The sequence below is a fragment of the Mediterraneibacter sp. HA8405 genome (assembly GCF_056148955.1).
The window spans coordinates 2305637-2329736 of record NZ_CM148758.1 but is presented as its reverse complement, the minus strand read 5'-3'; the positions used below and the strand labels follow the sequence as shown (position 1 = coordinate 2329736).

Sequence of the window (24100 nt, the reverse complement as noted above, 5' to 3'; positions counted from 1 at the left end):
GATAACGGAGTTGTGAGATGAGTTTTTCAGAACAGTTTCCAATTGTTTTTCAGGCATTGAACGAAGGATTTCTGCAGACTCTGAGGCTTTTCTTTGTAACGCTTCTGGGAGCGGTGCCTCTGGGGCTTATTATTTCCTTCGGATCTATGTCGCGGTTCAAACCATTAAGTTATCTTGTGAAAATCATTGTATGGATCATCAGAGGAACTCCTCTGATGATTCAGCTTTTGATTATCTTCTATTTCCCTGGAATTGTATTTAAGAATAATATCTGGGGCGGTGATGAAGGCGGCCGTTTTCTTGCGGCGTCTGTTGCCTTTATTTTTAATTATGCATGCTATTTTTCCGAGATTTACCGCGGGGGCATCCAGGGTGTACCTCATGGTCAGGAGGAGGCAGGACTTGTGCTGGGCATGACGAAGAGCCAGATCTTTTTTAAGATTACGCTTCTTCAGATGATTAAGCGCATTGTGCCGCCCATGTCCAATGAGATTATTACACTTGTAAAAGATACGTCTCTTGCGCGGGTTATCGCGCTTCAGGAGATTATATGGGCAGGACAGTCTTTCCTGAAAGGCTCCCAGGGAATTGCGGGCCAGATCTGGCCGTTGTTCTTCACTGCTGTATATTATCTGGTATTCAGTGGTATTCTGACCGTTCTTCTGGGACGGCTGGAAAAGAAACTGGAGTATTTCAGGTAGGAGGTGGTACATATGGCAATCTTGGAAGTAATGCATTTGAGAAAAAGCTTTGAACGCACAGAAGTGCTCAGCGATATCAGCTTTTCACTGGAAAAAGGACAGGTTCTTTCTATTATAGGTTCTTCAGGCAGCGGTAAAACAACTCTTCTCCGGTGCCTTAATTTTCTGGAGAGACCTGACGGAGGAGTGATACGGGTAAACGGGGAGACTCTTTTTGACGCAGAGGATTCCAGGACGACCCAGGAGAGCGAAATCAGGAGAAAGCGTCTGCATTTCGGGCTTGTTTTCCAGTCCTTTAACCTGTTCCCACAGTATACGGCTCTGGGAAATGTTATGCTGGCAAAAGAGCTTCTGGCAAAAGAAAGTCCGGATTACAAAACAAGGAAAAAAGAGATTCACGGAGAAATCGAGGCTGAGGCAGAAAGTCTTCTTAAGCAGATGGGCCTCGCTGACCGGATGAATAATTACCCTCATCAGCTCTCCGGAGGACAGTGCCAGCGTGTGGCTATCGCCCGTGCACTGGCGCTGAAGCCGGATATTCTCTGTTTCGATGAACCAACATCAGCTCTTGACCCGGAGCTGACCGGTGAGGTATTAAAAGTAATAAAAGGGCTGGCGGATCAGGAGACAACTATGGTGATTGTTACCCATGAGATGGCTTTTGCAAGGGATGTGTCCAGTCAGGTGATTTTTATGGATGGAGGCCGGATTCTTGAGCATGGGACTCCGGAACAGGTTTTTGAACATCCGTCAGAAGAAAGGACAAAGCAGTTTTTGTCCCGGTATACACAGGGGTAAAATAAGGCAGAGTGGATGTTGATTTTCCCTCTGCCTTATATTATAATCAAGTCTGCGGAACCGGCGTTTACAGGGGAATGAAATGCCGGTTCAGCTGATTACATACTTGAATACACGAATGTGCCGATTGGGGGATGCCTGAGAATAGCTGAAAATCAGGTGTTCGGCATACAGAACTGATAAGGAGCGAATTTTACATGAGTGATTTTGAAAAAGTAACTACCGGACTCGGTGAAGAATGCGGAGTGTTCGGCGCTTATGATGTGGACGGCGGTGACGTTGTCCCTTCGATTTATTACGGACTGTTTGCGCTTCAGCACAGAGGGCAGGAAAGCTGCGGGATTGCTGTTACGGATACTTTTGGACAGAGAAAAGTGATTTCGGAAAAAGGACTGGGACATGTTGATGATGTGTTTGACCAGGAAACTCTTTCAAAACTGAAAGGAAACCTGGGAGTGGGTCATGTCCGCTATTCTACTGCCGGAGGAACCCGTGTGGAAAATGCCCAGCCGCTGGTAATCAACTATGTAAAGGGGACTCTTGCCATTGCACATAATGGAAATCTGGTTAATGCCATTGAGCTGCGCAGGGAGCTGGAATGTACAGGGGCGATTTTTCAGACGACTATTGACTCTGAAGTAATTGCCTACCATATTGCCAGGGAGCGGCTGAATGCCCATAAGGCGGAAATTGCCGTAAAGAATGCAATGCAGAAGATCAGGGGAGCCTATGCCCTTGTGGTAAACAGTCCCAGAAAGATGATCGGAGCAAGAGATCCGTTCGGTCTGAAGCCTCTGTGCATCGGAAAAAAAGATAATACCTATTTCCTGGCGTCGGAGAGCTGCGCGATTGCGGCTGTGGATGCAGAATTTATACGTGATGTCCGTCCCGGCGAGATTGTGACCATCACAAAGAACGGAATCGAGTCCGATATGAGTATGGCGGTTCCTGAGGAAAAACAGGCCAGATGCATTTTTGAGTATATCTATTTTGCCCGGACAGACAGTACCATTGATGGTGTGAATGTATATCATTCCCGTATTCTTGCCGGAAAAGCTCTTGCAGAATCCTATCCTGTGGATGCCGACCTTGTCGTAGGGGTGCCGGATTCCGGTCTGGTAGCCGCGAAAGGATATTCAGAGCATTCCGGAATCCCCTATGGTATGGCATTCCATAAAAACAGTTATGTGGGCAGGACGTTTATTAAGCCAAGCCAGAGTGAACGTGTGTCCAGTGTAAAGATTAAGCTGAGCGTAATCCCTGAAGTCGTACGGGGAAAACGTATTATTATGGTAGATGATTCGATTGTCCGGGGAACTACATGTGCAAATATTATAAAAATGCTGAAAGCTGCAGGGGCGAAGGAGGTACATGTCAGAATCAGTTCCCCGCCGTTTCTGTACCCCTGTTATTTTGGGACGGATGTGCCTTCCAATGAGCAGCTGATTGCCCATTCACACACGACAGAGGAAATCAGAAAGATGATTGGCGCGGATTCACTGGGATATATGGAGATTGAAAAACTGAAAGACATGGTCGGAGATTTAAAATACTGTGACGCATGTTTTACCGGCAGGTATCCGATGAAGGTACCTGACAGAGATATCAGTCATGCATTTGAGTAAAACACCCGGTGCTGAAATGTTACCGCAGGCAATGCAAACTAAAGTTTAAGGAGGAAGAAATTATGTCAAATGACCGTTATGTCAGCCCGCTTTCAGAGCGCTATGCCAGCAGAGAGATGCAGTACATTTTCTCTCCGGACAAAAAGTTCCGGACATGGAGAAAATTATGGATAGCTCTTGCGGAGACTGAAAAAGAGCTTGGGTTAAATATTACGGATGAGCAGATTGAGGAACTGAAGGCGCATGCTGATGACATTAATTATGACGTGGCAAAAGAGAGAGAAAAAGTTGTGCGTCACGATGTTATGTCTCATGTATATGCTTATGGAGTACAGTGCCCGAAGGCCAAAGGAATTATTCATCTGGGAGCTACATCCTGCTATGTAGGAGATAATACGGACATTATACTGATGGCAGATGCCCTGAAGCTTGTACGAAAAAAACTGATTAACGTAATCGCGGAACTGGCGGATTTCGCGGAAAAGCAGAAAGCTCAGCCTACACTTGCATTTACGCATTTTCAGCCGGCTCAGCCTACCACGGTTGGAAAAAGAGCAACCCTGTGGATGCATGAGTTCACTATGGATCTGGAAGATCTGGACTATGTTCTGGGCAGTTTGAAACTTCTTGGTTCAAAAGGAACTACAGGGACGCAGGCCAGCTTCCTGGAGCTTTTTGACGGAGATCAGGAGACAATTGATAAAATTGATCCCATGATTGCGGAGAAAATGGGATTTTCAGCATGTTATCCTGTATCCGGACAGACCTATTCCAGGAAGGTGGATACAAGAGTGCTGAATGTGCTTGCAGGAATTGCTGCCAGCGCGCACAAGTTTTCGAATGACATCCGTCTGCTTCAGCATCTGAAGGAAGTGGAGGAACCCTTTGAAAAGACTCAGATTGGTTCTTCTGCCATGGCATATAAGAGAAACCCTATGAGAAGCGAGAGAATTGCGTCTCTTTCCAGATATGTTATGATTGATGCTCTGAATCCGGCCATAACTTCTGCTTCACAGTGGTTTGAAAGAACGCTGGATGATTCTGCAAACAAGCGTCTGAGCGTACCGGAAGGCTTTCTTGCAATTGACGGAATACTGGATCTGTGCCTGAATGTAGTGGACGGACTGGTTGTATATCCGAAAGTTATAGAAAAAAGACTGATGTCTGAGCTTCCGTTTATGGCAACAGAAAATATTATGATGGATGCGGTAAAAGCAGGCGGAGACAGGCAGGAACTGCATGAGAGAATCAGGGAGCTTTCCATGGAAGCCGGCAGAAACGTGAAAGAAAAAGGACTTGACAATAATCTTCTGGAGCTGATCGCTCAGGATCCGGCTTTCAATCTGAGTTATGATGATCTGAAAAAGACAATGGATCCGTCAAAATATGTAGGACGCGCCAAAGAACAGGTAGAAAAGTATCTCCGGGATGTAATTTCTCCTCTTCTGGAAGAAAATAAGGATGTACTCGGAATTAAAGCAGAAATTCAGGTATAAAAATCCGCTACGGACAGATGCTATTATTAAAAATGCAAAGGAATGTTGCAAAGAATTGCGGCATTCCTTTTTCTCTGATACCTTATCTTCGAAATATGAATGGTATTTTTTTTCATGTGGTGTATATACGGGACAGCTTTACATATCCTGTTTCCGTAAAAAAGAAAGGACAGGGATTGAGATTATGGAATGGTGCGCAAAATTTTATGCAGGTGAAAATCCGGAGAAATACATTCATCGATTTACAGAATTTCTTGCGGTCGGTATCCTGCTGTGTCTGCTGCTGGGCACAGTTGTGAGTTCCCACAATGTTGTGCCGCCGGCCGGGACGCCGGGGCGGGAAACAGAAAGTGAGAATTTTTATAAGACGGATCTTTCGGATACCAGAATAACGGAAGCATTTGAAATCGGATACAGAATCCTGGGATCAGGCAGATATACTGCGGATGTAAAGAATATATGCGGTGTACTTTCCGGGCTGGCTGCAGAAGCTGCCGCAGATATGGAACATGCATTATCTGCGGCAGGTACGAATCGCTTTACGGGTAATTCAGAAGAAACGAAGAAGATATCAGGCGAAAGCACAGTACGGGAAAATATACTGTCAGAAAACGGCACCGCCGATCTGCCGGCTTTGATAATTCCGGACAAATTTCCGGATACTTCCGGCAGCATGAAAGAGGAAACCAGTGATATTGCAGTCGATATTCCGGAGGAAATACAAGAAGAAATTCCTGCGAAGCCCGGGGATATTCCTGCGGATTCCCTTCCTCCTTCCCCGTCCGGACCTTACGAAGGCACAATAGTAGAAGGATTTCTTGTAGATGAGACCGGGACAATCTGCGGTATTGCGGAACCGGAATCCGTTATGGAAGGCAGCCGTCTGACTCTGCCGTCGGAGGGCTGTACGGCAATTGCTTCCGGAGCGTTTCTGTCTGCGCCCGAGGGGATTCGTGAGATACATATCCCTGCCAATATTACACATATTGAAGAAGGCGCGTTTGCGGGACTCTGTCAGCTGGAGTGGTTCAGTGTAGAATCTTCCGGAAACTATGTGTCCGCAGATGGAGTCCTTTTCTCTGACGGAGGCACATGTCTTTTCGCATTTCCGTCTGCCAGAATCGGAATATACAGAGTACCTTCTGAGGTAGTCCGCTTTGCATCGGATGCATTTAAGGGCGCTGCGCTTTCCAAACTGGATGCCAGAGGATGCGTGTTGGAAGATGTGGGAAACGTCCCGGAAGAAATTGAGATACTGAAAAGATTATAAAAAGAGAATGCCGGTTTTCTTTGTTGAAGAATAACCCGACTTGTTTTATAATATTTAATTATAAAACAAGGATGAACGCCGGCCGTCTGATCTATATGTGCGGCAATGGGAAGGAGGGTTCTTTATGAGAGAGAATGGCATACTTCAGATTCTGGAAAACAGCAGGTATACAGTGGTTCTTACAGGGTCGGGGATGTTGCTGGAGAGCGGGTATCCCCTGTTAAGAGACGGAGAGGAATCGTATGAAATTGAAAATAAATACGGGTATTCTTATGAGGAAATATTCAGCAGCGGATTTTATTCGGCCCGGAAGGAACTGTTCTTCCGGATGTATAAAGAAGTCATGCTTAGTAAAGCCCAGATAACTCCGCCCGGAAAAGGTTATATATATCTGAAAAAACTTCAGGACTATGGTAAAGTTCAGTCCATAGTTACCCGTCGGATCGCCGGGCTGGAAAAAAGAGCCGGGTGTACCGGTGTGGTCGAAATGAAGGGTTCCATTATGGATAATATTTGCCCGAACTGTGGAAAACAATATTCTATAGAATATATTATGGCAGCCAAAGGAGTGCCGCTGTGTGAACAGTGCCTTGTGGCGATCCGCCCCCAGGTCTGCCTGTTCGGCGAGATGGTCAACAATGCTCTTATGACAAGAGCGGCAGAGGAAGTTTCCAGAGCAGAGGCGCTTATTGTTCTGGGGGCAAGCCTGCATTCCCCGCTGTGCAGTCAGCTGCTTCAGTATTATACGGGGACAAACCTGATTCTCGTAATGGATTCGGAACATTATTCTGATCAGCATGCAGATGAGATTGTTTATGGCAGATGTGACGAATTCCTTGAAAAACTGGTTTCAGAATATGAATCCAGAACAAACAGGTAATAAAACTGAAATTGGAGAGAAGACATGAATAAGAAAGTTAGAACAAGATTCGCACCCAGTCCTACGGGCCGGATGCATGTAGGAAATCTGCGTACAGCACTTTATGCGTATCTGATCGCGAAACATGAGGGAGGAGACTTTGTACTGCGGATTGAAGATACAGATCAGGAGAGATATGTGGAAGAGGCTCTTGATATTATATACAGAACTCTGGAAAAGACAGGACTGGTTCATGATGAAGGTCCCGATAAAGACGGAGGATACGGACCATATGTACAGAGTGAAAGACAGGCCCGCGGCATTTATCTGGATTATGCAAAGCAGCTTGTGGAACAGGGAGATGCATATTACTGCTTCTGTGATAAAGAAAGACTGGATTCTCTGAAGACGACAGTTTCAGATGACGGGACAGATATCGTAGTGTATGATAAACACTGCCTGGGTCTGAGCCGGGAAGAAGTCGAGGCCAATCTGGCCGCGGGCAAACCATGGGTAATACGGCTGAACGTGCCAAATGAGGGAGAGACTACTTTCCATGATGAAATTTATGGAGACATTACAGTTCCGAACGCGGAGCTGGACGATATGATTCTGATTAAGTCTGACGGCTTTCCTACTTATAATTTTGCAAATGTAGTAGATGATCATCTGATGGAGATTACCCATGTCGTAAGGGGAAATGAATACCTTTCCTCAGCTCCGAAGTACAACCGTCTTTATGAAGCATTCGGCTGGGAAGTTCCGGTATATGTACACTGTCCGCTGATTACGGACGAAAATCACAAGAAACTGAGCAAGAGAAGCGGTCACTCCTCTTATGAAGATCTGATAGACCAGGGATTTGTATCCCGGGCTGTTGTTAATTATGTGGCTCTCCTCGGCTGGTGCCCGGAGGATAACCGGGAGATCTTCTCTCTGGAGGAGCTGGTGAAAGAGTTCGATTACCGGCATATGAGTAAATCTCCAGCTGTATTTGACACGGTGAAGCTGAAATGGATGAACGGGGAATATTTAAAGGCAATGGACTTCGAAGAATTCTATGAGCTGGCTGAGCCCTATATCCGCAAAGTAATTACAAAGGACTTTGATTTGAAAAAGATCGCGGCTCTTGTAAAGACAAGAATTGAGATTTTCCCGGACATTGCGGAGCAGATCGACTTCTTTGAGGAATTGCCGGAATATGATACGGCGCTGTATACGCATAAAAAGATGAAAACAGACGCGCAGAAAGGACTGGCGCTTCTTCAGGAAGTGCTTCCCGTTCTGGAGGCCCAGGAGGACTACAGCAACGACGCCCTTTTCGAGACGCTGAAAGCGTTTGCGGGAGAGAAAGGGTACAAGATCGGGTATGTGATGTGGCCCATCCGGACCGCGGTGTCAGGAAAACAGAATACACCGGGCGGAGCAACAGAGATTATGGAAGTGCTTCAGAAAGAGGAGTCTCTGAAACGGATCCGCTGCGGAATCCGGAAGCTGACCGAACAGCAGCAGTAACACAGGAAAGGAACGTATGAGTTTAAATAAGACGCAGGCGAAAGCCGTCTCTCACAAAGACGGCCCCTGCCTGGTCCTTGCAGGACCGGGATCAGGAAAAACGCTTACCATTGTGAACAGAATCAAATATCTGATTGAAAAATGCAATGTAAGACCAGAAGAAATTCTGGTCGTTACTTTTACCCGTTTTGCGGCACAGGAGATGAAGAACAGGCTCTGTTCTCTTATGGGAAAGAAAAATCTTCCGGTTACGGCGGGGACATTTCACGGGATCTTTTACGGAATTCTGAGATGTACCTATCGGATGAACGGACAGAATATTCTCTCCGAAGAAGAAAAATATCAGCTGCTGAGAGAAGTGATCAGCAGACAGGAAGCGGAAGTTTTTGATGAAGAGGATTTTATATCGGATATTGCCGCGGAGATCGGAAAAATCAAAAATAACCGTCTGGATGTGGAGGAGTATGTTTCGGAAAAATGCAGTGCGGAAACATTCCGGGAAATCTACAGCCAATATGAGGAGGAGAGAAAGCGGAGAAGGAAGATTGATTTTGACGATATGCTTGTTCTCTGTTACAATCTTTTGTCTTCACGGCCTGAGGTTCTGGAAGGATGGCAGAGAAAGTTCCGTTATATTCTGATTGATGAGTTTCAGGATATTAACCGGATTCAGTATGATGTGATCCGGCTCCTTGCTCTGCCTCAGAACAATATTTTTGTGGTGGGAGATGATGATCAGGCAATCTATGGGTTCCGCGGAGCTGACAGTGAGCTGATGTTTCAGTTCCGGAAAGATTATCCCCAGGCAGACCAGATCCTGCTGGGTATGAATTACCGTTCTACAGAGTATATTGTCCGAAATTCCCTGAAAGTGATCCGGCACAATGAGAGAAGGTTTGAAAAACAGCTGAAGGCATACAGAAAGGGCGGCGCCTGCCTTCATGTTCAGGAACTTGCTGACCCGGCAGAAGAGGCAGAATACATTCTGGATGAAATAGAAAAATGTATTTCTGACGGGATCCGTCCCGAGGATATAGCTGTTCTTTTCCGCATCCACACAGATGCGGGGCCGGTGGCAGAAGCGCTGGTTGAACGGCGGATCCCTTTCCAGATGAAGGAACATCTGCCCAATATTTACAATCATTTTATCGGGAAAGATATTCAGGCTTATTTTCGTCTCGCCATGGGAGAGAGAAGAAGACAGGATTTTCTTCAGGTTATGAACCGGCCGAAGCGGTATATCGGAAGAGACAGTCTGGCAGGGAGAGCAGTATCCTTTGAAGATATCCGGAATCATTATTGTGATAAAGAATGGATGATGGATCGGATTGATCAGTTTGAGTGGGATGTAAAGATGCTGGCAAAAATGGCGCCATATGCGGCAATTCAGTATATAAGGAAGCGAATCGGATATGATGATTTTCTTAGAGATTATGCATTCTCACATAATATTCCCAGAACCGATCTTACGGACGTGATTCAGGAAATCGCAGAAGCCGCCAGGCCTTACAGAACCCTGGAAGAATGGTTTCGGCATGTGGAAGAATATACACATATTCTGCAGGAGAAACAAAAGAAAGATAATCCGGAGGGTGTAAGGCTTATGACGATTCATGCCGCTAAGGGCCTGGAGTTTCATACAGTATTTATTCTGGATGCAAACGAGGGAAGAATTCCATATAAAAAAGCAAGAACAGACGCACAGACAGAGGAAGAAAGAAGGCTTTTTTATGTGGCCATGACCCGGGCCAGAGAAAAACTGACGGTCTGCTACGTGAAAACAAAAAGCGGAAAGGAAACGGCTCCTTCCCGCTTTGTAGACGAATTACTGGATGTCGTCTAAATCAATATCTCCGAAATCCTGCTCCTCCATCCATTCATTAAAGGCCTCAGAAACGCGGTCAAACTCCGCGTCATCTACAATGTTTTCAAGGTCAGGTTCTTCATCTTCGCCGTTGTTAATAAAGCGGTACAGGTATACCTGTCCGTCATCACTATTTCCGTCTTCATTAAGCGGAAGAAGAGCGATGTATTCCTGGCCTTCTGCCTCAAATATGGAGAGAACGGCGCATTCCAGCTCCTCATCATTGTCAAGTGTCAGTGTTACGGTGAGTGTTTCATTTTCATTCATATGCTTTCTCCTTCTGCATCTGCCGCCTGTCAGGCCGGGCAGATGTTATTCTGTATACAGGGTATCAAAAAGACAGGAAAAAAGCAAGACGCACTCTCTATTGACATTCCCCTGAAACAAGGTAGAATGAAAGAGTGGATAATTATATCCATGAATTGAGCAGAAGAGGTAAATGACAAATGAAAAAGAGAATTACTGCGGTTTTTCTGATGGTTGTTCTGGCTGCTGCTCTGTTGTCAGGCTGCAAACAGAATGTGGGCTCACCGGAGGACAATGCAGTGGTGGACGGCCAGGATAATACAGAGGATGACGCAGAGGCGACAGAACATGTGCTTGGATTCAGCTGCAGCGATCTGTCCAATCCATTTTATACGGTTTTAAGAGAAGCGGTTCAGTCTTCTCTGGAAGAAGAGGGGATCCGTCTTATCGTACGGGATGCAGAAGCGGATGTGGATACTCAGATTCAGCAGATAGATGAACTGATTGAACAGAAAGTGGAATGTGTCTTTTTATGTCCGGCAGACTGGGAAAAAATAACACCGGCTCTTGAGGCCCTTAATGAGGCGGGAATTCCAGTGGTTAATCTCGACACAGAGGTCAAGGAAACCGGTCTTGTAAAGGCTTTTGTAGGTTCAGATAACCGGAATGCAGGATATGTCTGCGGAGAAGATCTTGTTTCACGCATGCCGGAAGGGGGAAGAATTGTTATAGTGGAAAGCTCCGGCATTAATTCCATCAACGAGCGTATCACAGGTTTTGAGGAAGCTATCTTAAACGGGGGATTTGAGGTTGTGCGGCGGATTGATGCAGGCAGTGAGCAAATCGGAGCTGTGTTGCGTACGCTCCTTGACGGAGAGGAAATTGATGCCATTATGTGCGGCAATGACGTGATGGCTATTCAGGTGCTTGAATTGCTGAAACAGACAAAGAAACAGGATATTCTTGTATACAGTGTGGACGGCTCTCCGGATACGAAGAGCGCGCTTCTGGATCCGGACAGTCCTATGACAGGAATCGGAGCCCAGTCCCCGATTACAATGGGGAAGACTGCCGCGAAGACAGCTGTAGCCATACTGAACAGGGACAGATACGAAAAAGAGATTTATGCGGAGACGTTTTTTATTAACAGAGAAAATGTCGATATGTATGGAACGGATGGCTGGCAGTAGAAAGGAATAAAATATGAAAAAAATCAAAGGAAGTCCTCAGCCTTTCGGGACGGCTGTAGAAAACAATAAGGTGAATTTTGCTGTGCAGGTGCCTGCAGGAAAAAGCTGTGAGCTTTTACTGTATAAAGCAGGTGAAGAATCACCGGAATACAGTTTTGACATGCCAGAGGAGGAAGGAATCGGTGAGGTCAGGTTCCTTGCCGTTGAGGATCTGCGTGCATCAAAGTATGAATATAATTTCAGAATAGAGGACAGGATCTGCGTGGACCCTTATGTGAAAGAGCTGGCCGGGCGGGAAGTTTTCGGCCGCAGCAGGGATGTGCAGAACCATCAGGTGCGGGGGAAACTGATATCACGTGAGTATGACTGGGAAGGTGATAAAAGACTTCATATTCCTTGGCATCAGGTTATAGCTTATACTTTTCATGTAAGAGGATTTACAAAACACAGCTCCTCGAAGGTGCCTTATAAAGGAACTTACAGAGGTGTAATCGAAAAACTCCCATATCTGAAAGAACTGGGGATTAACCAGATTCAGTGTATGCCGGTCTATGAATTTGACGAATGTACGGGGAGAAAGATCAATTACTGGGGATATGGACCGGCATATTATTTTGCGCCAAAGGAATCCTATGCCGCAGGAAAAAGTGCGGTAAATGAACTGAAGGATATGATAAAAGCCTGCCACAGAGAAGGAATGGAAGTGGTTCTCGAAATGCCTTTCACACAGGGGATTCCAAATCAGACCGTTCTGGAATGTCTGAGATTTTATATGCTGGAATATCATGTGGACGGCTTTATTGTAAATCCTTATACAGTTTCCTGGGAACTGTTAAAAGAAGATCCTCTTCTGAAGGACATCAAACTGATGCGCAGAGAAGAAGGATTCCAGAATGTAATGCGTCGTTTCCTGAAAGGGGACGAAAATATGATAAATGATGTGATATGGGCGTTGCGGCATAATTCTGCATATGATGACGCATGCAATTATATCACGACACATACCGGATTTACGCTCTGGGATCTTGTATCTTATGACAGCAAGCATAATGACGAAAACGGAGAAAATAATACAGACGGCCCGGATTATAATTACAGCTGGAACTGCGGAGCTGAAGGCCCAAGCAGAAAGAAAGCTGTAATGGAGCTGCGCAGAAACCAGGTCAGAAATGCTTTTCTGCTTTTGCTGACAGCTCAGGGTACACCCTGTATCCTGGCGGGAGATGAGTTTTATAACAGCCAGAAGGGAAATAACAATGTATACTGTCAGGACAATGAAGTGGGCTGGGTAAACTGGAACAGGCTCAAAAGTGATGATTCTTTGTTCCGATATGTGAAAAAGCTGATCGCATTCCGCAAGGCGCACCCCTGTCTGCACAGAAAAGAAGAATTAAACGGTCTGGACAGAACTGCCTGCGGCATGCCTGATGTATCCTATCACGGAGAAAGCGCCTGGCAGGTAAAGGCCGAAGTGTCCAGCCGTCAGCTCGGTGTGCTGTACTGCGGCCTGATCTCCGGAGATGAGGACTGTTTCGCGGCGTACAATATGCACTGGATTTCTCATACGTATGCACTTCCGTCTCCGGGAAAAGGAAAGAAATGGTATCTGGCCGCCGATACATGCAGAGGTGTTCTGGAAACCCCGGAATTTGTCAAGGATCAGAAAAATATAGAACTGAAAGAAAGAAGTATTGCACTGTTTGTTACAAGAAAGACAGAGGAAACTTTGAAAGACCGAAAACCGGCAGAGAAGAAGAAAACAGCAGCGGCGCCGGCAGAAAAGGACAAAGCTGTATCTGCAGAGAAGAAATCTCCGGCAGCGCCGACGCTAAAAGGCAGGGATGAAAATGATGAAGGCAGCGGGACACTTCTGCACGATCACAAAGCATAAATTCCTTGTAATGAAATATTGCTTCCGGGTGGGGCTGTACCGGCAGGGGCTGCTGCATGATCTTTCCAAATACAGCTGGACAGAATTCCGGATAGGCTGCAGATATTATCAGGGCAACCGGAGCCCGAACAATGCAGAGCGGGAAGATAAAGGATGTTCCACCGCCTGGCTGCATCATAAGGGAAGAAATAAGCATCATTATGAGTACTGGATTGACTACAGCCTGGACGGCAGCGGAATTCTGGCAGGAATGAGGATGCCGGTCCGGTATGTTGTTGAGATGTTTATGGATCGGATTGCCGCCAGCAGGGTATACAAAGGCGCCAGTTATACAGACAGATCACCCCTGGAGTATTATCTTCACGGGAAAGCGGGAGAACTGATGCATAAAGCAACAAAGGAACTCCTGGAAAAACTGCTTATCATGCTGGCAGAGGAAGGGGAGGAACAGACTTTCCGGTATATTAGAAAGGAAGTATTGAAGAAATGAATAAAATAGCAAGTTTTACAGTAGATCACATCCGGCTTGTGCCGGGGATTTATGTATCCAGAAAGGATAAAGTAAAAGATGCGGTAATTACAACCTTTGATATCCGTATGACCAGTCCAAATGATGAACCGGTTATGAATACGGCAGAGGTGCATACGATTGAACATCTGGGAGCTACATTTCTGAGAAATCATGAAGAATATAAGGAGCGGGTTATTTATTTCGGACCAATGGGATGCCGGACCGGATTTTATCTGCTGCTTGCGGGAGACTATACTTCAGCTGATATTGTGCCGCTGATGCGGGAAATGTTTTCTTTTATCGCTTCTTTTGAGGGGGATGTGCCGGGAGCATGCGCAAAGGATTGTGGCAATTATCTGGATATGAATCTTCCGATGGCCGGATATCTGGCGAAGAAATATCTGACGGATGTACTTGAAAATATACAGGATTTCCAGCTGAATTATCCGGAATAGAAGGAGAAAATACTTATGATATTGTACGTTGTACGGCATGGAGAGACGGACTGGAACCGGGCACATAAGGTTCAGGGACATACAGATATTCCACTTAATAACTATGGCCGGCATCTGGCCCGTGAGACTGCGGAGGGAATGAAAAACCTGAAAATCGATCTGGCATATACAAGCCCTCTTTCAAGAGCAAAAGAAACAGCTGAAATTATACTTGCCGGAAGAAATATTCCTCTTATCGAGGACAGCCGGATTGAAGAGTTTTCTTTCGGAAATTATGAAGGCATGTACTGCGGAGGAGACAATAAGGATCCGAAGAGTGCGGATTTCAACCGTTTTTTCACAGATACAGAGAATTATATCCCGCCTTCAGACGGAGAGTCGATTCCTCATCTTTATGAGAGAACCGGCGATTTTCTGGCATGGCTGTGTAAAGAAGAAGAGCTTCAGGACAAAAGTATTCTTGTTTCTACTCACGGTGCTGCAATGACCGCGCTTCTCAACAGAATCAAAGGCAACCTTTCTGTCGCCGGATTCTGGCGGGATGAAGTGCCTCCGAACTGTGCTGTTACAATTGTAGAGGTTGCAGAAGGAACGCCGGTTATTAAAAAAGAAGGCGTTATCTACTATAAAGAAAAAGTAAAGCCATGGAAAGCATGTTAAACAAAAAACAGGATGAACCGCTGCGGTTCATCCCGTTTTGCTTTAGTCATTTTCTTCCGTCTGTACAGAATAAGTCTGGCGTTTTCTGGCCATCTCGTCATTTTCCAGATATTCATCATATGTGGTGATTTTGTCGATCAGCTGTCCTCCTGGAACAATTTCCATAATGCGGTTGGCAGTTGTCTGAACGATCTGATGGTCTCTGGAACTGAACAGAATTACGCCCGGGAATTTGATCATTCCGTTATTCAGTGCAGTAATTGCTTCCATATCCAGATGGTTGGTGGGCTCGTCCAGAATCAGTACATTAGCGCCGGATATCATCATCTTGGACAGCAGGCAGCGGACTTTTTCACCTCCGGAGAGAACTTTCAGTTTTTTTACGCCGTCTTCTCCGGAGAAGAGCATTCTTCCAAGGAAACCGCGCACATAAGTAACGTCCTTTTCTTCAGAGTACTGAGTAAGCCATTCTGTAATATTGTAGTCGCTATCAAATTCTCCGCCGAAATCTTTCGGGAAGTAGGCCTGAGAGGTAGTAACACCCCATTTGTAAGTGCCTTCATCCGGCTCCATCTCACCGATCAGAATTTTGAAAAGTGTTGTCTTTGCAAGTTCATTTCCGCCGACAAAGGCAACTTTATCATCATGCCCCAGAGTAAAGCTGATATTATCCAGGATTTTTTCTCCGTCAATTGTTTTGGAAATTCCCTCTACAGTCAGCACTTCATTTCCAATTTCCCGGTTCGGACGAAAGTCAATATAGGGATACTTTCTGCTGGAAGGCTTGATTTCCTCCAGCTGAATCTTTTCCAGGGCGCGTTTCCTTGATGTAGCCTGCTTGGATTTGGATGCGTTGGCGCTGAAACGGGAGATAAATTCCTGCAGCTCTTTAATCTTTTCTTCCTTTTTCTTATTTGCCTCCTTCATCTGACGGATCAGAAGCTGGCTGGACTCATACCAGAAATCATAATTTCCGGCATAAAGCTGAATTTTTCCATAGTCAATGTCCGCAATCTGTGTGCAGACTTTGTTGAGAAAATAACGGTCATGAGATACAACAATAACCGTATTTTCAAAGTTGATGAGAAACTCCTCCAGCCATGCGATGGCGTCCAGATCCAGGTGGTTGGTGGGCTCGTCCAGGAGCAGAATATCCGGATTGCCGAAAAGAGCCTGGGCCAGAAGTACTTTGACTTTTTCCGGTCCGGTCAGGTCTTTTACATACTTTCCGTGAAGCTCTGTTTCAATGCCCAGGCCGTTTAAAAGAGAAGCGGCGTCTGATTCGGCCTCCCAGCCGTTCATGGTGGCGAATTCTGCTTCCAGTTCACTTGCCCGTATACCGTCTTCGTCGGTAAAGTCTTCTTTGGCATATATCACTTCTTTTTCTTTCATAATCTCATAGAGACGGGCGTTTCCCATAATTACCGTGTCAAGGACAAGATATTCATCATACTTATACTGATCCTGCTGCAGGAAGGAGAGACGTTCGCCCGGTGTAATGGCCACTTCTCCTTTCGTAGGCTCAAGCTGGCCGGACAAAATCTTGAGAAAGGTTGACTTCCCGGCGCCGTTGGCCCCGATCAGCCCATAGCAGTTTCCTTCAGTAAACTTGATATTGACATCTTCAAAAAGCGCTTTTTTTCCTACGCGCAGTGTTACATTATTTGCACTAATCATCTGTAATCTCCTTATTTCTGAAACTCTGATGACAGGCCTGATTTTCTCTGGGACGGAAAAATGAGAAATTATTCCGTTCCGGAAAAAACAGGCCGGATTTCCATCGCTTATATTACCATGGGACAGAGGCAAAAGGCAAGGCCTGTCTTTATCAAATAGAAACGGAAAGCAGCAAAGAGATTCTGCAGATAAGCAGGCAGATCTCTGGGTGAACTTTTGCAAAAATAAAACTTACGGTTCCCGTCCGGGGAAAAACAGTATATAATAGCATTGTTGAAGTTCTTTAAACGATGACAGCGTCTGAAAGTGAGGAGAAACTGAGAAATGAATATAAAAAAAGCAACAATGGTTCTGGAGGGCGGCGCGACCAGAGGCGTTTTCACCTCAGGTGTTCTGGATCTTCTGATGGAAAAGGACATATATACCTCCCATGTAATCGGTGTATCTGCGGGAGCCTGCAATGCATTAAGCTACGTGTCCAGACAGCCGGGCAGGACCAGGGACTGCATGATCCCAAAGGAAAAGGATCTGGGATATTATTATGGTATCCGGGATTTCGTAAAAGAAAAAAGTGTAATGAACATGGATATGATATTTGACAGATATCCGAAAGAAATTTATCCATTTGATTTTGACGCCTATTTTAAGTCGGAGATGGAGTGCCAGCTGGTGACAACCAACTGCCTGACCGGAAAAGCAGAGTATATGACAGAGCGGGAGGATCGGGAAAGGCTTATGAAGATCTGCCGGGCTTCCTGCAGTATGCCTCTTCTGACGCCCATCGTAAATGTAGACGGCGTGCCTTATCTGGACGGAGGACTTGCAGATTCGATACCGATCCGGCGGGCGGAAAATATGGAAAATGAAAAAATTGTGGTTGTACTTACCAAAAATGCAGGATACCGGAAGAAAACGCTCTCCAGGGGAATGCAGAAGATTTACCGGAGGGCATACCGGTCCTATCCCGCGCTGGTACGCACAATTCTCCGGAGAAGCTTTGAGTACAATAAGACAATGAATTATCTGGATCAGCTTGAGAAAAAAGGAAAAGTATTTGTAATCCGTCCTCAGGTAAAGCCGGTGTCACGTCTGGAGAGAAATACAGAGACTCTTCATGCGTTCTATGAGCATGGCTACAAACTGATGGAAAGAAAACTGGATGCCCTGATGGAGTATCTGGAGAAATAGGAAGGGGGAAACGGCAGTGAGCAGACCGGAAAATCTGGATTATACACAGAACAGAGAATTATCCTGGCTCCGTTTTAATCAGCGGGTGCTGGAGGAAGCGCAGGACGAGACTGTTCCGCTGATGGAGAGGATGAAATTTGTAGCTATTTTCACCAGCAACCTGGATGAATTTTTTATGATTCGGGTGGGAAGTCTGTACGATATGGCTGCGGCGGACAATACAAAGCAGGATATTCGTTCGGGAATGACAGCAGAAGAACAGCTTGCCGCTATTTACCGTGCCGTAGCTCCGATGTACAAAGAGAGAGACAAGACTTATGCGGAGATCAAAAAGCAGCTGCATCCCTATGGTGTATGCGGTCTTGGATTTAAAGAGCTGGAGCAGCAGGAGAAGAAATATGTAAAAAAATATTTTAAAGAGCAGATTCTTCCGGTGCTCTCTCCCCAGATTGTGGATGCGAACCACCCGTTCCCCCATCTTTTAAATAAAGAAATCTATGTGGTGGCAAATCTGAAACAGGGAAATAAAACGATGCTGGGAGTTGTTCCGGTTCCCCAGTATATTTCCGATGTCCTGTTTCTGCCCGGACACGATATCCGTTATATCCGTATGGAAAAGGTGATTATGGAGTATCTTGAACTTGTGTTTGATAAATATCAGGTGTCGGATAAAAATTATATCTGTGTAACAAGAAATGCGGATATTGCGCCCAATGATGAACTGATGGCGGACAATGAGGATTTCCGGTATGTTATGCAGGAAACCCTTCACAAAAGAAGAAGGATGGCTGTAGTCCGCCTGGAGGCAGCGAATCCGCTGGGAAAAGAAATGGAAAAATTTCTGTGCGAAAAGTTCCATATCACTCCGGAGTGTATTTTCCGCACGAAGATGCCGATGAAACTGGGATTCATATTTACAATTGCAGACAAGGTGCCTGAATCCATGAAAAGGGCCCTTACAGATTCTCCCTTTATTCCTCAGCCTTCGTCCATGCTCTCGGAGGGGAGTGTGATGGAACAGGTGAAAAAGAAAGATGTCCTTCTGTCTTATCCCTATGAGAGTATGGAGCCTTTCCTACAGCTGATCAAGGAGGCGTCCACGGATCCGGATGTCATGACAATCCGGATTACCATTTACCGCCTGGCAAAAAAGGCAAGGCTTGTGGAGTATCTGTGCGCGGCTGCGGAGAACGGCAAAGAAGTTACGGCGCTGATCGAATTGAGAGCCAGATTTGACGAGCAGAATAACATTGACTGGTCAGAACGGATGGAAGAGGCAGGCTGCCGTGTGCTTTACGGATTTGAGAACTATAAAGTCCACTCGAAAATCTGTCTTATTACATACCGGAATAAAAATGAAATCCGCTATATTACCCAGATCGGAACCGGAAACTATAATGAAAAAACAGCAAAAATGTACACCGATTATTCTCTGATAACATCCAGCCAGGAGATCGGAGAAGACGCGGCCGTATTTTTCAAAAATATGTCTATCGGCAATCTGGACGGAGTATACAATCATCTGATTGTCTCCCCTACAAGCCTGAAGCAGAAAGTACTTCAGCTTATGGATGAGGAGATCGCCAAAGGGAAAGACGGCCGGATTCTTATGAAAATGAATTCGGTAACGGATATGGACTTTATCCGGAAAACGGCTCAGGCATCCCAGGCCGGAGTAAAGGTTCAGCTGATTGTCCGGGGAATCTGCTGCATTCTCCCGGGAATTCCTGGGAAGACCGATAATCTTCACGTGACCAGTATTGTAGGAAGATTTCTGGAACATCCCAGAGTATTCGTATTCGGCAGCGGATCCGATGCCAAAGTGTATATCGGTTCAGCGGATATGATGACCCGAAATACAGAAAACAGGGTGGAAGTGGCCTGTCCGATCTATGATGAAACGATCCGGAGACATCTGATCCATGATCTGAAAGTTATGCTTTCCGATAACGTAAAGGCGCGGGAAATGACAAGTGACGGAACTTATCGGAAGAAAAATACAGGAGAAAAGGCAGTAAATGCCCAGGAGACATTTATGAAAGAAGCCATAAATGCCAGAAGACCATCCCCCTATGTCCGGAAAAAGGAGCGGAATTCACTGTTGAACAGATTATTCGGACTGTTCGGCAGAAAAGAAAAATAATCAGGAGGCAACAATATGAAACAGCTTACAGTTCGGGATTTTGGAACTTTGAAAAATGGTGAGAAGGCTCACCTGTACATTATGGAAAACGAAAATGGAATCTCAGCGGCGGTGACGGACTACGGCGCGGCTCTGGTGAACCTCCGTATACCGGATAAAAACGGAGTTATGCTGGACGTCGTGCTGGGATTTGATGATGTGTCCGGATATGAGAACGGAACAGAGTGTTTCGGCGCTTCCGTGGGAAGAAGCGCCAACCGGATCGGCGGAGCCAGCATCGAGATCAACGGTACAACCTATAAACTTGCAGAAAACGACCACGGAAATAATCTCCACAGCGGACCGGATTACTATTTTAAACGGATGTGGACCGTATCCGGCAGTGGGGATGACCATGTGACCTTTGTCCTTCACAGTCCGGACGGAGATCAGGGATACCCGGGAGCGCTTGATATGCATGTGACATACACTCTGGACGAGGAAAACGGGATTACTGTGCACTATGAGGCAGTGCCTGATAAAGATACAGTTATCAATATGACAAATCACAGCTACTTTAATCTGAACGGTCAGGGCAGCGGTACAGCTCTTGGACATACGCTGACGATGGATTCTGATTTCTTTACCCCGGCCGATGGTGAGGCAATTCCCACCGGAGAGATACTGCCGGTGGAGGGAACGCCCATGGATTTCCGGACCGGCCGTGTACTGGGGGACGAAATCGACTCAGATTATGAAGCCCTCAGACTGGGCGGAGGATATGACCATAACTGGCTGTTGAAAACAGAAGGAAAATTTATTAAAGTGGCAGAACTGGCGGCGGACAAAAGCGGCATTGTCATGGATATGTATACAGACCGTCCGGGTGTCCAGATCTATACTGCGAATTTCCTGGAAGGCAGCACAGGCAAAGGCGGAGCATGCTACAGAAGCCGGGATGCGGTATGTCTGGAAACCCATTTTTATCCGGATGCAATCCACCATGAGCATTTCCCGGGACCGGTGTGCAGAGCAGGAGAAAAGTATGACACACGGACCATGTACCGTTTCCGGACAGACAGATAAGAGAAAGGCAGAACAGGAATTTACATCATATGGGAAAAGCATTGTATATTGCAGAAAAGCCCAGCGTGGCGATGGAGTTCGCAAAGGCGCTGAAAATAAACGCCGGACGAAGAGACGGATATATGGAGTCTGACGAGGCAGTTATCACATGGTGCGTAGGACACCTTGTGACCATGAGCTATCCGGAAGAGTATGATCCGGCACTGAAACGGTGGAGTATGGATACTCTGCCGTTTATCCCTGCTGAGTTTAAGTATGAAGTGATCCCTGCCGTGGAAAAACAGTTCCGGACCGTAAGCTTTCTTCTTAACCGGGATGACGTAGAAACAATTTATGTATGTACTGACTCCGGAAGAGAAGGAGAATATATTTACCGGCTGGTAGAACAGGAGGCACATGTAAAAGGAAAAAAACGTCTGCGGGTGTGGATTGATTCTCAGACTGAGGAAGAGATATTAAGAGGCATCCGGGAGGCGAAAGATCTGTCCGCCTATGATAATCTGAGTGAATCTGCATACCTGCGGGCAAAGGAAGACTATCTGATGGGAATTAATTTTTCCCGTCTTCTTACTCTGAAATACGGCAACAGTATATCCTCTTATCTGAATACACGATACTCGTCGATTTCCGTAGGAAGGGTTATGACCTGCGTGCTGGGGATGGTTGTACGCAGAGAAAGGGAAATCCGGGAATTCAGAAAAACACCTTTTTATCGGGTGGTCAGCACGGTGGATGCCGGTGGCCCGTCTTTTGAGGGGGAATGGAGAGCCGTAAAGGGCTCCCGGTATTTTGAATCCTTTGATCTGTACAAAGAAAACGGATTTAAAGAAAGAAAAAAGGCAGAAGAACTGCTGGAATTTCTGAACCGGGAACAGCCTCTTGCCTGTCAGGTGGAATCCGTTGAAAAAAAGAAGGAAAAGAAGAATCCGCCCCTCTTATATAATCTGGCGGAACTTCAGAATGACTGCTCCCGTAGGTTTAAGATCAGTCCGGATGAAACTCTCAGAATTGTACAGGAACTCTATGAAAAGAAACTGGTAACCTACCCGAGAACAGATGCCAGAGTGCTTTCTTCGGCAGTGGCAAAAGAAATCAGCCGGCAGCTGAACGGACTGACAGGGTATGCTCCGGCGGCTCCTTTTCTCCGGGATATTCTTCAGTTCGGTTCTTATAAAAATCTGGAAAAAACCAGATATGTCAATGACAAACAGATTACCGATCATTATGCGATTATTCCCACCGGACAGGGGCTTTCGGCCCTGAATTCGGTGTCGGCGGTATCCCGGAATGTATATGATCTGATTGTCAGGCGGTTCCTGAGTATTTTTTATCCTCCGGCAGTATATCAGAAAGTGTCGATTGTGACACAGATGCAGAGGGAACGTTTTTTTTCCAGCTTTCGGGTTCTGGCGGAAGAAGGATATCTGAAGGCAGCAGGTATCCGGAAGCAGAGCAGCGCAGATCAGGAAAAGGAAGAAACGGAAAATGAAAACCAGGACAAAGCCCTCTTTGAACGGGTGCAGTGTGTGAAAAAAGGAGATATTCTGGCAGTAAAAAAACTGGAAATCAAAGAAGGAGAAACCACGCCCCCGAAGCGGTACAACTCCGGCTCTATTATTCTGGCTATGGAAAATGCCGGACAGCTTATTGAGGATGAAGAACTCCGGGCCCAGATAAAAGGAAGCGGAATCGGCACAAGCGCCACCCGGGCGGAGATTCTGAAAAAACTGATTCATATCAAATATCTTGCTCTCAGTAAGAAGACACAGATTATTACTCCCACTCTTCAAGGGGAAATGGTTTATGATGTGGTGGATCACTCTATCAAGTCTCTTCTTAACCCGGAACTGACAGCCAGCTGGGAGAAAGGACTTACCTATGTGGCAGAAGGATCAATCAGCCCGGATGAATACATGGAGAAGCTGGACAGGTTTGTAGCCGGCCATACGGCGGGGGTCAAAAGACTGAATAATCAGTACCAGCTCAGAGAATGTTATGACAAGGCGGCAGCGTATCACAAAAAGTCCGTTGGAAGACAGGAAAGCAGTGCCGGCGGAAGACAAAAGAGAAAGAATAATAAAAAAGAAGAATGAGAATATAACAGAAAAGAGAGTTAACAGAAATGCCGGAGGCCGGCGGAAAGGAAGAAAGAAAAATGAAAGGTGTAACAGTAAAGGAACTCTACACATTGGAGGAGACAATTGCAAAGGATATCTTTGAAGGAGTGGAGTATCCCTGGGAGGTACTGCCGAAGATCAGCAGCTTCATTATAGAACTAGGGAATACGCTGAGCAGTGATGAGTATGAAAAGACCGGCGAGAATGTGTGGATTGCGAAATCGGCAAAAGTAGCGCCTACGGCTTTTATCAACGGGCCGGCCATCATCGGAAAAGACGCGGAAGTGCGTCATTGTGCTTTTATCCGCGGCAATGCGATTGTAGGTGAGGGAGCCGTTGTGGGAAATTCTACAGAGCTGAAAAATGTGATTCTGTTCAATAAAGTTCAGGTTCCTCATTACAATTATGTCGGAGATTCTGTTCTGGGATATAAATCCCACATGGGTGCGGGTTCCATCACTTCCAACGTGAAATCAGACAAAAAACTGGTTGTGGTAAAAAGTCCGGAAGGGAATATTGAGACCGGAATGAAAAAATTCGGAGCCATGCTCGGTGATGAAGTAGAAGTAGGCTGCGGCAGTGTTCTTAATCCGGGAACAGTTGTGGGAAGCCATACAAACATTTATCCCCTTTCTTCTGTGAGAGGCGTTGTGCCGGCCAACAGTATCTATAAAAAGCAGGGAGAAGTCGTGGAGAAGATGAGCAGATAGAGGATGCATATACTTTTGTGTTGACACGGGCCTGCGGCCCGTGTTATTCTATAGCCGGACGCTTTATCGCTTTAAAGCGCAACGCTTTAAAGCGAATGAGCAAAACGGATGGAAAATTT

20 protein-coding genes are annotated in these 24100 nt (G+C 46.0%); 18 read left to right on the top strand and 2 right to left on the bottom strand.

The genetic code is table 11. The features are described from left to right. The first annotated feature begins 17 nt into the window (after nucleotides 1-17). The 8 genes from AC0QUU_RS10970 to AC0QUU_RS10935 all read left to right on the top strand — a co-directional run bounded on the left by AC0QUU_RS10970 (nucleotide 18) and on the right by AC0QUU_RS10935 (nucleotide 10107). A complete protein-coding gene (locus tag AC0QUU_RS10970; RefSeq protein ID WP_474542786.1) occupies nucleotides 18-701 on the top strand; it encodes an amino acid ABC transporter permease in 684 nt (227 codons plus the stop codon). A gap of 12 nt (nucleotides 702-713) precedes the next feature. Next, the gene (locus tag AC0QUU_RS10965; protein WP_474542785.1) at nucleotides 714-1499 is read left to right on the top strand and encodes an amino acid ABC transporter ATP-binding protein; all 786 of its coding nucleotides are present in this window, start codon (nucleotides 714-716) and stop codon (nucleotides 1497-1499) included. 197 nt (nucleotides 1500-1696) lie between these two features. After that, complete coding sequence (gene purF, locus AC0QUU_RS10960) at nucleotides 1697-3124, top strand: amidophosphoribosyltransferase (protein ID WP_474542784.1); 1428 nt, start codon at nucleotides 1697-1699, stop codon at nucleotides 3122-3124. A 62-nt stretch (nucleotides 3125-3186) separates the two neighbouring features. Continuing rightward, nucleotides 3187-4620 (top strand): adenylosuccinate lyase, encoded by a 1434-nt coding sequence (purB, locus tag AC0QUU_RS10955; protein WP_474542783.1) that lies wholly within the window; start codon nucleotides 3187-3189, stop codon nucleotides 4618-4620. Nucleotides 4621-4804: 184 nt separating this feature from the next. Then, a complete protein-coding gene (locus tag AC0QUU_RS10950; RefSeq protein WP_474542782.1) occupies nucleotides 4805-5890 on the top strand; it encodes a leucine-rich repeat domain-containing protein in 1086 nt (361 codons plus the stop codon). 124 nt (nucleotides 5891-6014) lie between these two features. Then, nucleotides 6015-6770: an SIR2 family NAD-dependent protein deacylase gene (locus tag AC0QUU_RS10945; RefSeq protein ID WP_474542780.1), complete on the top strand. Its 756-nt coding sequence runs from the start codon at nucleotides 6015-6017 to the stop codon at nucleotides 6768-6770. A gap of 24 nt (nucleotides 6771-6794) precedes the next feature. Next, entirely contained in the window at nucleotides 6795-8264 is a 1470-nt protein-coding gene (gene gltX, locus AC0QUU_RS10940) for a glutamate--tRNA ligase (RefSeq protein ID WP_474542778.1), read from the top strand. Between the two features lie 16 nt (nucleotides 8265-8280). Next, complete coding sequence (locus AC0QUU_RS10935) at nucleotides 8281-10107, top strand: ATP-dependent helicase (RefSeq protein WP_474542776.1); 1827 nt, start codon at nucleotides 8281-8283, stop codon at nucleotides 10105-10107. Here the strand turns inward: AC0QUU_RS10935 and AC0QUU_RS10930 are convergent. Then, nucleotides 10090-10395, bottom strand: coding sequence for a DUF1292 domain-containing protein (locus AC0QUU_RS10930; protein ID WP_474542774.1), 306 nt, complete (start codon nucleotides 10393-10395; stop codon nucleotides 10090-10092). The genes AC0QUU_RS10935 and AC0QUU_RS10930 overlap by 18 nt on opposite strands. Before the next feature lie 179 nt (nucleotides 10396-10574). Here AC0QUU_RS10930 and AC0QUU_RS10925 point away from each other — a divergent pair, with 179 nt between their 5' ends. Genes AC0QUU_RS10925 through AC0QUU_RS10905 form a run of 5 tightly spaced genes read left to right on the top strand, consistent with a single transcriptional unit; the run spans nucleotide 10575 to nucleotide 15081 of the window. Next, nucleotides 10575-11564, top strand: coding sequence for a substrate-binding domain-containing protein (locus tag AC0QUU_RS10925; RefSeq protein WP_474542772.1), 990 nt, complete (start codon nucleotides 10575-10577; stop codon nucleotides 11562-11564). A gap of 13 nt (nucleotides 11565-11577) precedes the next feature. Next, a complete protein-coding gene (locus AC0QUU_RS10920; protein WP_474542769.1) occupies nucleotides 11578-13455 on the top strand; it encodes an alpha-amylase family glycosyl hydrolase in 1878 nt (625 codons plus the stop codon). Continuing rightward, on the top strand, nucleotides 13415-13945 hold the full coding sequence (locus tag AC0QUU_RS10915; protein WP_474545568.1) for a DUF5662 family protein: 531 nt from the start codon (nucleotides 13415-13417) through the stop codon (nucleotides 13943-13945). Before AC0QUU_RS10920 ends, AC0QUU_RS10915 begins: the two co-directional genes overlap by 41 nt. Next, on the top strand, nucleotides 13942-14421 hold the full coding sequence (locus AC0QUU_RS10910; RefSeq protein ID WP_474542767.1) for an S-ribosylhomocysteine lyase: 480 nt from the start codon (nucleotides 13942-13944) through the stop codon (nucleotides 14419-14421). The genes AC0QUU_RS10915 and AC0QUU_RS10910 overlap by 4 nt, the downstream gene beginning before the upstream one ends. A gap of 15 nt (nucleotides 14422-14436) precedes the next feature. After that, a complete protein-coding gene (locus tag AC0QUU_RS10905; RefSeq protein WP_474542766.1) occupies nucleotides 14437-15081 on the top strand; it encodes a histidine phosphatase family protein in 645 nt (214 codons plus the stop codon). 42 nt (nucleotides 15082-15123) lie between these two features. On the opposite strand, the gene AC0QUU_RS10900 is transcribed toward AC0QUU_RS10905, so the two are convergent. Further along, nucleotides 15124-16758 (bottom strand): ABC-F family ATP-binding cassette domain-containing protein, encoded by a 1635-nt coding sequence (locus AC0QUU_RS10900; protein WP_474542764.1) that lies wholly within the window; start codon nucleotides 16756-16758, stop codon nucleotides 15124-15126. A 324-nt stretch (nucleotides 16759-17082) separates the two neighbouring features. On the opposite strand from AC0QUU_RS10900, the gene AC0QUU_RS10895 reads away from it, so the two are divergent. The 5 genes from AC0QUU_RS10895 to AC0QUU_RS10875 all read left to right on the top strand — a co-directional run bounded on the left by AC0QUU_RS10895 (nucleotide 17083) and on the right by AC0QUU_RS10875 (nucleotide 23981). Beyond that, nucleotides 17083-17946, top strand: coding sequence for a patatin-like phospholipase family protein (locus tag AC0QUU_RS10895; RefSeq protein ID WP_474542763.1), 864 nt, complete (start codon nucleotides 17083-17085; stop codon nucleotides 17944-17946). Between the two features lie 16 nt (nucleotides 17947-17962). Next, complete coding sequence (gene ppk1 / locus AC0QUU_RS10890) at nucleotides 17963-20089, top strand: polyphosphate kinase 1 (RefSeq protein WP_474542761.1); 2127 nt, start codon at nucleotides 17963-17965, stop codon at nucleotides 20087-20089. A 15-nt stretch (nucleotides 20090-20104) separates the two neighbouring features. Next, the gene (locus tag AC0QUU_RS10885) at nucleotides 20105-21154 is read left to right on the top strand and encodes an aldose epimerase family protein (protein WP_474542759.1); all 1050 of its coding nucleotides are present in this window, start codon (nucleotides 20105-20107) and stop codon (nucleotides 21152-21154) included. A gap of 29 nt (nucleotides 21155-21183) precedes the next feature. Beyond that, the gene (locus AC0QUU_RS10880) at nucleotides 21184-23247 is read left to right on the top strand and encodes a DNA topoisomerase (RefSeq protein WP_474542758.1); all 2064 of its coding nucleotides are present in this window, start codon (nucleotides 21184-21186) and stop codon (nucleotides 23245-23247) included. 62 nt (nucleotides 23248-23309) lie between these two features. Further along, entirely contained in the window at nucleotides 23310-23981 is a 672-nt protein-coding gene (locus AC0QUU_RS10875; protein WP_474542756.1) for an LbetaH domain-containing protein, read from the top strand. The last annotated feature ends 119 nt before the right edge of the window (nucleotides 23982-24100 follow it).

Bases quoted from the DNA above. Each gene is read 5' to 3' on its own strand.
- AC0QUU_RS10925 (WP_474542772.1), top strand. From the start codon at position 10,575: ATGAAAAAGAGAATTACTGCGGTTTTTCTGATGGTTGTTCTGGCTGCT.
- AC0QUU_RS10905 (WP_474542766.1), top strand. From the start codon at position 14,437: ATGATATTGTACGTTGTACGGCATGGAGAGACGGACTGGAACCGGGCA.
- AC0QUU_RS10900 (WP_474542764.1), bottom strand. From the start codon at position 16,758: ATGATTAGTGCAAATAATGTAACACTGCGCGTAGGAAAAAAAGCGCTT.
- AC0QUU_RS10880 (WP_474542758.1), top strand. From the start codon at position 21,184: ATGGGAAAAGCATTGTATATTGCAGAAAAGCCCAGCGTGGCGATGGAG.
- AC0QUU_RS10895 (WP_474542763.1), top strand. From the start codon at position 17,083: ATGAATATAAAAAAAGCAACAATGGTTCTGGAGGGCGGCGCGACCAGA.
- purB (WP_474542783.1), top strand. From the start codon at position 3,187: ATGTCAAATGACCGTTATGTCAGCCCGCTTTCAGAGCGCTATGCCAGC.
- AC0QUU_RS10885 (WP_474542759.1), top strand. From the start codon at position 20,105: ATGAAACAGCTTACAGTTCGGGATTTTGGAACTTTGAAAAATGGTGAG.
- AC0QUU_RS10965 (WP_474542785.1), top strand. From the start codon at position 714: ATGGCAATCTTGGAAGTAATGCATTTGAGAAAAAGCTTTGAACGCACA.
- AC0QUU_RS10970 (WP_474542786.1), top strand. From the start codon at position 18: ATGAGTTTTTCAGAACAGTTTCCAATTGTTTTTCAGGCATTGAACGAA.
- AC0QUU_RS10935 (WP_474542776.1), top strand. From the start codon at position 8,281: ATGAGTTTAAATAAGACGCAGGCGAAAGCCGTCTCTCACAAAGACGGC.
- AC0QUU_RS10930 (WP_474542774.1), bottom strand. From the start codon at position 10,395: ATGAATGAAAATGAAACACTCACCGTAACACTGACACTTGACAATGAT.
- gltX (WP_474542778.1), top strand. From the start codon at position 6,795: ATGAATAAGAAAGTTAGAACAAGATTCGCACCCAGTCCTACGGGCCGG.
- purF (WP_474542784.1), top strand. From the start codon at position 1,697: ATGAGTGATTTTGAAAAAGTAACTACCGGACTCGGTGAAGAATGCGGA.
- AC0QUU_RS10950 (WP_474542782.1), top strand. From the start codon at position 4,805: ATGGAATGGTGCGCAAAATTTTATGCAGGTGAAAATCCGGAGAAATAC.
- AC0QUU_RS10915 (WP_474545568.1), top strand. From the start codon at position 13,415: ATGAAGGCAGCGGGACACTTCTGCACGATCACAAAGCATAAATTCCTT.
- AC0QUU_RS10945 (WP_474542780.1), top strand. From the start codon at position 6,015: ATGAGAGAGAATGGCATACTTCAGATTCTGGAAAACAGCAGGTATACA.
- AC0QUU_RS10875 (WP_474542756.1), top strand. From the start codon at position 23,310: ATGAAAGGTGTAACAGTAAAGGAACTCTACACATTGGAGGAGACAATT.
- AC0QUU_RS10910 (WP_474542767.1), top strand. From the start codon at position 13,942: ATGAATAAAATAGCAAGTTTTACAGTAGATCACATCCGGCTTGTGCCG.
- AC0QUU_RS10920 (WP_474542769.1), top strand. From the start codon at position 11,578: ATGAAAAAAATCAAAGGAAGTCCTCAGCCTTTCGGGACGGCTGTAGAA.